We start from the raw sequence: 11,671 nt of genomic DNA on the forward strand, positions 1-11,671 counted from the left end.
CGATGACTAGATCTCTGATTCCTAAGATAGAATTTACTGGGGACATCGGCATTGCTTCCATTAAACGTGTTTCTTCGCAAAAACAAGTCTAATGAATGTCGGCGTCCCCCGTTAATGATGAAGAGCCAGAATTCAAAGCCTTGTCATCGAAAGATGGCAAGGCTTTTTTCTTTTCAGACTAACCACGCGACACGTGCAGGCCCAAGACGCTGGCTTCCAGCAGGAAGTGCTACCCACTGCAGGCGTGTTGCGCGTGGCAGATGCTTTGGCGGACCCGATAGTATGTATACCGCGATCGGCCGTTTGAGCCGGACGTTATTACCTCCGGTATTATCAGAGAGTGGTCCGGACAACCGACCCACACATTTAGACAACAGACATTTGTGTATGCAAACGCCCATGCCAGCCCGCACTGGCATGGAGCCTACCATCATAACAATTAGATACAACTCCGGCTAAGCGGCTGTTTGCCGGCTCCAGGAGAATGATGGCGAACGATTCGCCGACGTTGATGACATATCCCCCGTTAATAGCAGGGCATTAGCCACATTTGTCCTATGTCGTAGCTTGCTGGGGCTTGGCGGTGAGGCTACGATTGGCGCCTCATCAATCACAACCTCTCTCCTCAGCATGGCATCCACTCCCACCACTCCCGCACCCTTGGCCCGCAATGCTGAATTGAACTGGACAATTCAGGACATACTGGATCTATACGAATTGCCCCTCCTGGATCTACTGTTGCGAGCGCAGGACGAGCACCGCCAACACCACGAGCCGAACGCCGTCCAGCTGTCCAGCCTGCTATCGATCAAGACAGGAGGCTGTCCCGAGGATTGCTCGTATTGTCCGCAGTCGTCCCGCTATGACACCGAAGTCGATAGCGAAGCACTCATGCCTATGGAGCAGGTACTCGATGCAGCTCGCGCTGCCAAGGAAGGTGGAGCACAACGCTTTTGCATGGGTGCGGCATGGCGCTCACCCACAGCGAGGCAACTGGATTCCGTCAGTGCCATGATCGAAGCGGTCAAAAATATGGGCCTGGAGACCTGTGTCACGCTCGGCATGCTAAAAGAAGGCCAGGCTGAACAATTGCGCGACGCCGGCCTGGACTACTACAACCACAATCTGGACACATCACCGGAATTCTACGGCTCCATTATTTCCACCCGCACTTACCAGGATAGGCTGGATACCTTGGACCGCGTACGATCTGCCGGCATCAACGTGTGTTGCGGCGGCATAATCGGACTGGGCGAATCGCGCCGAGAACGGGCAGGGCTGATCGCACAGCTGGCCAATCTGAAGCCCTATCCTGAATCCGTACCTGTCAACAACCTCGTCAGCGTTGCAGGCACCCCGCTTGAGAACACGCCAGCGGTGGATTCTTTCGAGTTCGTACGTACGATTGCCGCCGCCCGCATCACCATGCCGCGCGCCGTCGTACGCCTGTCCGCGGGACGCGACGCAATGACCGATACGATGCAGGCGCTTTGCTTCATGGCGGGGGCCAACTCCATTTTCTACGGTGACATGTTGCTCACCACGGGGAATCCGCAGTGGCTGGAGGACCAGGCCTTATTCCAACGCCTGGGCCTGCGGCCCGCCGGCGCCCCCGTCCCATGCTGAACCGGATCGTGCCATGTACACCTTGATTATCAGTATCGCCTGCAGCGTTGCCGTTTCAGTCTTATTGAAGCTCGCCCGCCGCAAAAGTATTCATATAGACCAGGCAATCGCCGTCAATTATCTGGTGGCGGCCAGTCTGTGCTTGCTCATTTTCCAGCCCAGCCCGACATCCCTGGTAAGTCCTAGCACACCGTGGTGGGTATTGGGAGCACTGGGCGTGCTCTTGCCTACGATTTTCCTCGCTATGGCGGGCGCGGTACGCCATGCTGGAATCGTGCTGAGCGACGCGGCGCAACGCCTATCCCTCTTCATTCCATTGATCGCCGCCTTTGTTCTGTTTGGCGAGACGGCGACCACTGGAAAGCTTGCTGGCATCTCGCTTGCGCTGGTCGCGCTTGCTTGTCTGCTGTCCCGGAAGAACACCCAAACCAGCACCGGAGAAACCGGCAAGACGGTTTCGCTCTTGCTGGCGGTATGGCTGGGATACGGCACCATAGACATACTTTTCAAGCAACTGGCCAAGAGCGGTGCCGCATTTTCAAGCAGCCTGTTCGTAGCATTCGCATTGGCCGGCATACTGATTTTCCTTTTCCTGCTGACCAGACGCACGGTATGGACACGCCGTAGCCTGGTGGCTGGGCTTGTACTGGGGGTACTCAATTTCGGCAATATCTACTTTTACATCCGTGCACATCAAGTCTTTCCGCAAAACCCGACGTTGGTGTTTTCCGCGATGAATATAGGGGTGATCTCGTTGGGAACGGTGGTCGGCGCCGGGATGTTCAAGGAAAAATTGTCGTGGGTGAACGCACTGGGCATCGCACTGGCCGTTGCGGCTATCGTCGCACTCATTCCCCGAGAGACCGTCAGTCCCTAGGACGGCGACGAGCCTTTGGGCGTCCCGGTCGCAGGCGAAGCGTCCTGCTGTGCTGCCTGTCCTGGGTTGGGCGTTTGCACAGGTTCGATAGGCGTTACAGGAACGACTGGCTCAGGGCCGCCCGATCCCATTGGCTCAGCCGTCTGCGCCCCGTCCCGGAACCCTTCCACGGGCTCGTACGATACATCGCTTTCCATATCCACCCTGGGGTCCAGCGTGGCGACCACGTTAGAACTTTGGAGGCTGTCGGCCATGGGCACGAAATGAGTCGGCGCGTCTTCGCTGAGATTGACGCCCGTCACCTTTTGCGGCCGGATGAAAATCACCAGGATGGCGGCGCAGGCCGACACGAAAATAAAATAGACGCTGGGATTCAGCTCACGCATCAACAGGCCGGCGACCAATGGGCCCACACAGGCGCCCAGACCGTAGACCATGTACAGAATGGCGCTCAGACCAACGCGACGTTCAGGTTCGACGTTGTCGTTCGCAAACGCGGCCCCGAGAGGATACAAGGTGAACTGCAGTATGCCGAAGGCACAGGAAAACGCCAGCAGCGCCCAATATGGGAATACCCACCAACCCCACAGGGGGACAGACAATACGCATAAGATCAGTGCATTCAACCGTATCATACCGATGCGGTCTATGCGGTCGGCGAGCCACCCCACAGGCCACTGGAACACCAGGCCTGAAGCCACTGCAGCGGCCAGGAAGATGGCCACCTCGCTACTGGAAAGACCCTGTTTCACCGCGTAGACAGGTGCCAGGCCATAGAAAGCACCGACGATCGCGCCTGCCACGAAAAGCACGGTAAGCGACAGCGGCACGCGTGCGACATAATATTTGATATGTATCGGCGCGGGCACTTGCAATGCAGGATGCAGCCGGCGTGTCAATGCGACCGGTATCATGCACAGCGCGGAACATATGGCCACGAAAACCAGCGGCTCGTAGTCGAGTCTGGGGAAGATCATCAGCGCAAGTTGCCCCAGCACCGTTCCCAAGCTGGAGCAAACCATGTAGAACGCGAAAACACGTCCGCGCTGATGGTTCTCGGTTTGTTCATTCAGCCAGCTTTCAAGCACCATGAACTGGGTCACCATGGCAACGCCTGCCAGGAAACGAAAGCCCAGCCAAACCCAGAGATTGTCGATCAAAGCCAAGGCCAGCACCGTCACCGTGACGATGGCGGCCGTGGCCGAGTAGGCGCGTATATGGCCCACCTGTATGATGACTTTATGCCCGATCCGGGCACCAAACACCAACCCGAGGTAATAGATGGCAATCAGGGAACCCACCCAGAGTTCCGAGACCGAAACGGCAGTAAGGCGCAAGCCTAGATAGGTATTGAAGAGCCCCGACCCGACCAACAGCAACAAGGTTGCCAGGTAAAGCGAGAAAAATGAAGCAATTGTCGTGATCACAGGTGTCGGGCGGAGCTAGGTAGTTTTAGGCCAGTTGGTTCAATAGTGTCTGGGCGTCACTGACTTCCAGCTGTCCGCTTTTTTCGACATTCAAATGCTTGACCACGCCATCGACAATCAGTGCCGAATAACGCTGCGAACGCACACCAAGGCCACGCGCCGACAAGTCGAAATCAAGCCCCAATTCACGGGTCCAGGCGGCACTGCCATCGGCCAGCATGCGAACGCGGCCGTCAACACCCTGGTCACGGCCCCACGCGCCCATGACGAATGGATCGTTCACCGCAACGCACCAGATCTCATCGACGCCCTTGGCCTTGAGCTGTTCGCTGAGTTCGAGAAATCCGGGAAGATGTTTGGCCGAACACGTAGGCGTAAAAGCACCGGGCACGGCAAACAACGCAATAGTCTTGCCCTTGACCAGATCAGCGACCTGGAAGTTATTTGGCCCGATGGCGCATGTTTCAGTTGGTGTTTCTATGAACTCAGCCAGCGTGCCGTCGGGCACGCGATCACCGATTTGAATAGACATACATGTTCTCCGAGAATTCTTGCTGGAAAATGGAAAAGCGCCTGGCAGGCGCCTTCGGAAGGTCCAATCATACGCTGGCTCCGAACGGGGAGTTTAGCTGTAATCGTATATCATAGGACGTCAACATGCCTTATCGATACACGCAATGAGCAACATACCAACGGACCCCCCCTCTCTCAGCCACTTGGACGAATCCGGTCAGGTGCGCATGGTGGATGTCAGCGGCAAGACGCCCAGCCGGCGTACTGCCATCGCAGAAGGCCTCGTGCGCATGAGTGCCACTGCCTACAAGCTGCTTTCCGGCCATGAGAACGCCAAGGGCGAGGTTCTGAATACCGCCCGCGTGGCGGGTGTGCTGGCTGCGAAGCGCTGCGCAGAACTGATCCCCTTATGCCATGGACTGCCCCTTAGCTTCGTCGGCGTCGAATTCTTTCCCGACGATGCCACGCATAGCATTGCAATCAAGACCACGTGTCGCACCGACCACACAACCGGTGTCGAAATGGAAGCGATGATGGCCTGCAGCGTGGCCGCCCTGACCATTTACGACATGTGCAAGGCGGCCGACAAGGGTATTGTGCTGGAGCACATCCGGTTGCGCTACAAGTCAGGAGGCAAAAGTGGTGAATGGCACAACGATTAAAGTCCTGTATTTTGCCCAGGTGGCCGAACTGACCGGCATGCGGGAAGAACAGTGGCCGCTCCCCCAACCGGTAAGCGGCACCACTTGGCTTAGTCAGCTGGAAACGCGTTACCCGCAACTGGCTCCGGTCAAACGGCTCAAGCTTGCGGTCAACCAATATCATGTCAGCCACGGCACGCTTATCCAGCCGGGTGACGAAGTCGCTGTCTTCGAACCTGTCACCGGAGGATAAGCCATGATTGTCGTCCAGCAAGCCGATTTTGATGCCGCGGCGTTGACGGCCCACCTGCGCTCCAGTACCGAAGGCCGGGCTGGCTCCATCGTCACCTTTACCGGCTACGTGCGCGACTATGCCCAGGATGCCTCGACTAAAGCGCTGTTTCTCGAACATTATCCCGGCATGTGCGAACGCGAAATCGAATCGCTGTGCACTGAAGCACGATCCCGCTGGAACGTGCTTGACAGCATCGTCGTGCATCGCGTGGGGGAATTGCATCTGAAAGACCAGATTGTTTTCATTGCAATTGCCAGCGCCCATCGCGGCGACGCATTTTCAGCGTGCGAATATATTATCGATGCGCTAAAAACTCGCGCCCCTTTCTGGAAACGGGAAACCTTGACCAGCGGCGAGCAATTCTGGGTGCAGCGGCGTGACAGCGACACGCGCAAAACAGCACTTTGGAATGAAGTGCCACTGCCTGAAGAGAACAAAGAGAAACCATGAGCAAAACCGATACACGCACGCCGCCAGTTTCCCTGAACTGCGCCGTCCTCACCATTTCCGACACCCGCAACGCTTCAAACGACACCTCGGGCGACTATCTGGTCGACGGGGTCGTCAACGCCGGGCATCGTTGCGCTACCCGGGCAATCAGCAGCGGAAACCTGTATCAGCTGCGCAAAGTCATCAGCGACTGGATCGCCGACGATGGCATTCAAGTCATACTGACCAACGGCGGCACGGGCTTCACACATCAGAAATCGACCGCTGCGGCCATCACTCCCTTGTTGGACGTGACCGTGGCGGGTTTCGGCGAATTGTTCAGGCACCTGTCCTTTCTCGATATCGGCACATCGAGCCTGCAGTCCGACGCATTTGCAGGCTCTGCAAACAATACGCTGGTTTTTTGCATGCCCGGTTCCACGAACGCCTGCAAGTTGGCCTGGGATCGCATCATCAAAGAACAACTCGACAGTACCCATCGCCCGTGCAATTTCGGCACACAGTACGCGGTGAACCCATGAGCCAGTTCCCACCCTTGCTGGACTTTGATGAGGCGCAGGCGCGCCTGGCCGCCGCCGGCAAGCCGCCCAGCATCAGCGAAAGCTGCCCGTTGCACCAGGCTCAGGGCCGGGTTCTTGCACAAACCCTTTTTGCGACCCTCGATCTGCCGCCCGCCGACAACAGTGCCATGGACGGCTATGCAATCCGTTATGCCGATTACGCCGAGGGACATCGGTTTCCAGTACAGCAGCGCTGTTACGCGGGCCTTGCACCCGAGGCCTTGCAAAAAAGCAAGACTATACGAATTTTCACCGGCAGCCTGATTCCGGAAGGGGCCGATACCGTAGTCATGCAGGAAGACGGCGAGGAATTCGGCAATGAATTCCAGATCCACCATTTGCCAGCTCAGGGCGCCCATGTACGGCACCAGGGCGAAGACGTGCGTACCGGCGACCAATTGCTCGCGAAAGGCACCCGCCTGGGTGCGGCGGAACTCGCCCTGCTGGCATCCCAGGGCTATGCCGAATTAGGCGTATATAGCCGGCTGAAAGTCGGCATCCTGACTACTGGCGACGAACTCATCCAGCCCGGCCAGCCGCGCAGTGCCGAACAGATCTACAACTCGAACGGCCCCATGCTGGCCGGCCTGGTCAATAACATGGGCGCCGAGATTGTGCACGTAATGCATGCGGCGGACACCGAAGCATCCCTGGACGCGGCCTTTGGCACCTTGCTGGCCGACTGCGACCTGGTGCTGACCGTGGGCGGCGTGTCGGTAGGGGAAAAAGACCTGGTGAAACCTGCGATCGAGCAGTTCGGCGGCACACTGGACATGTGGCGCGTCTGCATGAAGCCGGGCAAGCCGGTCGCCCTGGCCTATGCAAATGACAAACCCATCGTCTGCCTGCCAGGAAATCCCGCTTCCGCATTCGCGGTGTTCACCGTCCTGGTGTCTCCGTTGATCCGCGGCATGCAGGGCCGTGCTCAGGTTTTTCCGGACATCCAGTTCGGCCGGATCGCCACCGACAAGGTCTTGTGCGACAAACGCGACGAATTCCTGCGTGTACAAGCCTGCTACAACGCACAGGCCACGTTGGAGCTGCACGCCTTCCCGAAACAGGGATCCGGCGTGATCAGTTCCCTGCCATGGGCCAGCGGCCTCGCGCGCATTCCTGCCAATATCCAGGTCGGCAATGGGGATGTCGTCCCTTATTATGATTTGCGGCACTGGCTGGTCTGAGGCCGGGCCTGTTGCTTGTTGAGTTTTTCTTACAGGCCGTCGTGGCCGCGCTACCGGCACGCCCTGACGCGCCGACTTTCCCTCACTCTAGGAGTATCACTATGTTGTTTCTGGTCCAAATGCAGGTAAATATTCCTTCGACGCTCGATAAGGCGACAGCCGATGCGCTAAAAAAAGAAGAAAAGGAAATGTCCCAAAAACTGCAACGCGAAGGCAAGTGGCGCGATTTGTGGCGCGTCGTAGGCCAATATGCCAATGTCAGCGTTTTCAATGCTGACAGCAATGACGAGCTGCATCAGATGCTCAGCGCGCTACCCCTTTATCCTTTCATGAACATCACGGTAACGCCTCTGGCACAACACCCATCGGCAATTGCTGCCATTTGATTCCGGTGCCGATACCTTTTCATGCCGCAATGGGAGAACCGAACATGCCACACGCAACCCTCAAGGACGTCGACCTGCATTACGCGCTGGCCGGGGATCAATCGGCGCCAGTTCTGGTGCTTTCGAATTCGCTGGGCGCCACCATGGACATGTGGCAACCGCAGCTCGCCGAACTCAGCACGCATTTCCAGGTGCTGCGCTATGACACGCGAGGCCATGGGCTGTCCTCTGTCCCGCCAGGACCCTACTCCATTGCGCAGCTGGGCGGCGACGTCATTGGACTGCTGGACCATTTGAAATTGGATCGGGTGCATTTCTGCGGCTTATCCATGGGCGGCATCACCGGCATGTGGCTGGCATTGAACCATCCAGATCGGATCAACAAGCTCGTCCTCAGCAACACGGCCGCTTACATCGGCCCGCCCGAGAACTGGACGAACCGCGCCACGGCAGTACAGAAAAACGGCATGACTGCCATCGCAGATTCCGTGGTGGAACGCTGGCTTACCCCGGGCTATGCACAGGAGCATGCAAACCAGGTCCAGCACTTGAAGGCCATGCTTACGTCGACGCCGGCGGACGGCTATGCCGCAAACTGCATCGCGATACGCGATAACGACTTGCGCAAGGAAGTCGACGGCATCCGCGCTCCCACACTGGTCATATCGGGTAACGGCGATATGCCGACGCCACCCTCCGACGGCAAGTTCCTGCACAGCCAGATCAAGGGTTCTGAATACCTGGAACTGGAGGCCGCGCATTTATCGAATCAGCAGCAAGCTTCAAAGTACACCGATGCGCTCATCAAATTCCTCAGCGCTAAACCAGCCTGAATTGCATTAATCCCGCAGGCTACCGCCGGCCCGCAACAGATCTTGCGGCGTATTGATATTGAAGAAGGCATGATCCGTGTCATCGAACAGCACGGCGGCGGCGTCATTCTGGCGCTGCCACGCCTGCACCTTGCGTTCGCCCGCCAACAAGAATTCGTACAGACTTTGTCTTGATGCTCGGTGCAGCACCATGCACAAGGGATGCACGGAATTCTGTGTCCTGGCATAGGCGATGTGGGCGCCGTCATCGCTGACCGCCTCCAGCAGGCGGACCACAAGGTCTTCAGGCAACCCCGTCACATCGACCGGCAGGACAACCATCCAGGGCGTCGTCGAGCGCGCCAGCGCACTGGTCACGCCTGCCAGCGGACCGGAATACGCGCCAAGCTGCGGTTCGTCGGGCACGACCGTGCCATAGCTCTCAAAGTCATTCAGATGCGTGTTCGCACTGATGAGAATCGTGTCCGCATGCCGTCCCAGGTAACGCCGCGCGTGCTCAACCAAAGGCAAGCCATTCAACACCAGCAGGCCTTTTTCGACCTCGCCGCCGTGTCCGGCCCGCTGCATGCGCCGACCCTGGCCGCCTGCAAGAATCAGGCCGGTCAGCGAATCGCGCCCTTTCATCCGCCTATGTAGCTCATTTCTATCTTCGGCTGGTCGGGAGTATGCTGCCCCCGCAACTCTGAATAATGGTCGTCACGCGCCGACCAGATTCCAGCCAGCCGTGCGGCGAGGTCGTCGTCGCTTGCGCCATCGCGAATCAGCCCACGCAAGTCATGCCCCTGCGTTGCGAACAGGCATAGAAACAACTTGCCTTCCGGCGACAAGCGCGCGCGTGTACAGTCGCCGCAGAAGGGTTGCGACACACTGGTGATAATTCCAATTTCGCCGCCGCCATCGACATAACGCCAGCGGCTGGCGACTTCGCCGCGATAATCCGCCTGCACCGGCTCCAGCGGAAATTCCGCAGCGATACGCGCCAGAATCTGGCGACCGGTAAGGACCTGATCCAGATTCCATCCGTTGGTGCTGCCGACGTCCATGAACTCAATGAAACGCAGAATATGGCCGGAATGTCGAAAGTGCCGTGCCATGGGCAGGATTTGCTCGTCGTTCATCCCCTTGCGTACGACCATATTGACTTTCACGGGAGCCAGACCGACCCGCGCGGCCTCGTCGATGCCTTTCAGCACCCGGTTTACGCTAACCTGACTGTCGCTCATGCTTTCGAAGAGCCGCTCGTCCAGCGCATCCAGGCTCACGGTTACGCGATTCAGCCCCGCGTCTTTCAGAGCCTGCGCTTTTTGCGCCAGCAGCGTGCCATTCGTGGTGAGCGTCAACTGTAGGGGCTGGCCGTCGGGAGTGCGCAGGCGTGCGAGCATCTCGATCAGCCCTTCGATATTCTTGCGCAGTAGGGGCTCGCCGCCGGTAAGGCGGATCTTCTGCACTCCCAGCCTTGCCGCAACGCCCGCGACGCGTGCGATCTCTTCGAGGCTGAGCAGCGCACTATGCGGCATGAACTCGTAGCTGCTATTGAATACCTCGCGGGGCATGCAATAGGTGCAGCGGAAATTGCAACGATCAGTCACCGAAATGCGCAGGTCGCGCAAGGGCCGGCGCCGTGCATCGAGCGGCGCAGCGCTCATGCCTGCCGATGCGCTGGCCGACGAATTCCTGGAACTGTTAGCTGTATTGAAAATTACTCTGCTCATGACTTGCTCGACTCTTTCCGTGAGGCAGGGAGAGTTCTGGCGAACGCCTGACCAAACGCCGCCTCCATCGTCTGCACACTGCCCATACCCGTAGCATCGTAACCCACCAGCTGAGACATATATTGCAGATACTGTTCACCCTTCATCAAATCCAGCAAATGCCGCATCTGCGGCGCTTGCAGTGTATCCCTGTGTACGGCGAGGAAATACCGCTCCTTGGCCAGCGGAATGAACGATAAACCGCAACGCCACGCGGCCGTTTCGACCCCAATGCCCACATCGGCCATGCCGCTGGCAATATGCGCGGCTATGGCCATATGGGTAAATTCACTGTTGTCGAAACCTTGCACGCGTGATGAGTCGATATTGAGCTGCTGCAGCATTAAGCCGACCAGCGAACGCGTACTCGAGCCGATCTGTCGATTTACGAAGCGCACATCGGGTTTCACAAGATCGGCAATGGACACTATGCCCTTGGGGTTTCCCGGCTGAATAAACATGCCGGTATTGCGCACAGCCAGATAAATCAGCCTGTGTTGGTCGGGATCCAGCCATTCGCTATAACGATCAAGAATGGCACTCTCGAATTCACCGACAGGAACCTGGAAACCGGCAAGATCGCAATCACCATGATTCAGCGATGCCAATGCTTCAATTGCCGTGCGATAGCGGAGTTCCAGGGGCATCATGTCAAGCCCATTGGCCAACTGAGTAAGGCCTTCTACCGCAAAACCATGACTGGCATGCAGGCGCAAGCGCCGCTCGCTTTGAGGATACAGGCCCTCAAGCTCTTCCTGCAGTTCGGATGCCATGCTTTCCAAGGTCGGCATCAAGCGCGCGTCCACACGCCGATTGGCCCAGATCAGGTGTTGCCCGAAAGCGGTCAGCTTGGTGCCCAGGCGCCGCGACGTATCGAGCAATGGAGCCTCGAATTCCTTTTCAGCGTTGCGCAACACTCCCCAGCCATGCCGGTACGACACACCACAGGCCTTGCAGGCCCCGGCGATATGACCAGTGGCATCCACAGCGGCCAGCAAGCGGATGACTTCGCTGAGCGGCAGGATCTCGCCCGACGTTTTTTCAAGCGCCCATTCCGAACGTAGTCGCGCCTTGAACTTGTATGCCTTTACTTGGTTCGCCATGGCAATATCGTTTTGTCTTTTTAATATG

At 57.8% G+C, this 11,671-nt stretch carries 14 protein-coding genes; 9 read left to right on the forward strand and 5 right to left on the reverse strand.

What is annotated here, in order from left to right:
* The first annotated feature begins 630 nt into the window (after positions 1–630).
* Positions 631–1,626: a biotin synthase BioB gene (gene bioB, locus CR155_RS16330; protein WP_102071113.1), complete on the forward strand. Its 996-nt coding sequence runs from the start codon at positions 631–633 to the stop codon at positions 1,624–1,626.
* Between the two features lie 13 nt (positions 1,627–1,639).
* On the forward strand, positions 1,640–2,503 hold the full coding sequence (locus CR155_RS16335; protein ID WP_102071114.1) for a hypothetical protein: 864 nt from the start codon (positions 1,640–1,642) through the stop codon (positions 2,501–2,503).
* Here CR155_RS16335 and CR155_RS16340 read toward each other — a convergent pair.
* Both CR155_RS16340 and CR155_RS16345 read right to left on the reverse strand, forming a co-directional pair.
* Positions 2,500–3,930 carry an MFS transporter gene (locus CR155_RS16340; protein ID WP_102071115.1) on the reverse strand — a complete coding sequence of 477 codons (1,431 nt, stop codon included), beginning with the start codon at positions 3,928–3,930 and terminating at the stop codon, positions 2,500–2,502. The genes CR155_RS16335 and CR155_RS16340 overlap by 4 nt on opposite strands.
* 25 nt (positions 3,931–3,955) lie before the next feature.
* Complete coding sequence (locus tag CR155_RS16345; RefSeq protein WP_102071116.1) at positions 3,956–4,462, reverse strand: peroxiredoxin; 507 nt, start codon at positions 4,460–4,462, stop codon at positions 3,956–3,958.
* A 145-nt stretch (positions 4,463–4,607) separates the two neighbouring features.
* On the opposite strand from CR155_RS16345, the gene moaC reads away from it, so the two are divergent.
* The 7 genes from moaC to pcaD all read left to right on the forward strand — a co-directional run bounded on the left by moaC (position 4,608) and on the right by pcaD (position 8,789).
* Complete coding sequence (gene moaC, locus CR155_RS16350; RefSeq protein WP_102071117.1) at positions 4,608–5,105, forward strand: cyclic pyranopterin monophosphate synthase MoaC; 498 nt, start codon at positions 4,608–4,610, stop codon at positions 5,103–5,105.
* Positions 5,086–5,337, forward strand: coding sequence for a MoaD/ThiS family protein (locus CR155_RS16355; RefSeq protein WP_102071118.1), 252 nt, complete (start codon positions 5,086–5,088; stop codon positions 5,335–5,337). Before moaC ends, CR155_RS16355 begins: the two co-directional genes overlap by 20 nt.
* A gap of 3 nt (positions 5,338–5,340) precedes the next feature.
* The gene (locus CR155_RS16360) at positions 5,341–5,829 is read left to right on the forward strand and encodes a molybdenum cofactor biosynthesis protein MoaE (protein WP_102071119.1); all 489 of its coding nucleotides are present in this window, start codon (positions 5,341–5,343) and stop codon (positions 5,827–5,829) included.
* Positions 5,826–6,350 (forward strand): molybdenum cofactor biosynthesis protein B, encoded by a 525-nt coding sequence (gene moaB / locus CR155_RS16365; protein WP_102071120.1) that lies wholly within the window; start codon positions 5,826–5,828, stop codon positions 6,348–6,350. Before CR155_RS16360 ends, moaB begins: the two co-directional genes overlap by 4 nt.
* Positions 6,351–6,364: 14 nt before the next feature.
* A complete protein-coding gene (locus CR155_RS16370) occupies positions 6,365–7,570 on the forward strand; it encodes a molybdopterin molybdotransferase MoeA (protein ID WP_102071227.1) in 1,206 nt (401 codons plus the stop codon).
* Between the two features lie 101 nt (positions 7,571–7,671).
* A complete protein-coding gene (gene catC, locus CR155_RS16375) occupies positions 7,672–7,956 on the forward strand; it encodes a muconolactone Delta-isomerase (RefSeq protein WP_102071121.1) in 285 nt (94 codons plus the stop codon).
* 44 nt (positions 7,957–8,000) lie between these two features.
* Positions 8,001–8,789: a 3-oxoadipate enol-lactonase gene (gene pcaD, locus CR155_RS16380; RefSeq protein ID WP_102071122.1), complete on the forward strand. Its 789-nt coding sequence runs from the start codon at positions 8,001–8,003 to the stop codon at positions 8,787–8,789.
* Between the two features lie 6 nt (positions 8,790–8,795).
* Here pcaD and mobA read toward each other — a convergent pair whose 3' ends face one another.
* From mobA to CR155_RS16395, 3 genes are read right to left on the reverse strand one after another with little or no spacing between them, the layout of a single operon-like run.
* Entirely contained in the window at positions 8,796–9,413 is a 618-nt protein-coding gene (mobA, locus tag CR155_RS16385) for a molybdenum cofactor guanylyltransferase MobA (RefSeq protein ID WP_102071123.1), read from the reverse strand.
* Positions 9,410–10,501 carry a GTP 3',8-cyclase MoaA gene (gene moaA / locus CR155_RS16390; protein WP_102071124.1) on the reverse strand — a complete coding sequence of 364 codons (1,092 nt, stop codon included), beginning with the start codon at positions 10,499–10,501 and terminating at the stop codon, positions 9,410–9,412. Before moaA ends, mobA begins: the two co-directional genes overlap by 4 nt.
* On the reverse strand, positions 10,498–11,643 hold the full coding sequence (locus CR155_RS16395; RefSeq protein WP_102071125.1) for a substrate-binding domain-containing protein: 1,146 nt from the start codon (positions 11,641–11,643) through the stop codon (positions 10,498–10,500). The genes moaA and CR155_RS16395 overlap by 4 nt, the downstream gene beginning before the upstream one ends.
* Positions 11,644–11,671 lie beyond the last annotated feature (28 nt).

Origin of the sequence: Pollutimonas nitritireducens, assembly GCF_002849615.1 — a bacterium.
GTDB lineage: Bacteria > Pseudomonadota > Gammaproteobacteria > Burkholderiales > Burkholderiaceae_B > Pollutimonas > Pollutimonas nitritireducens.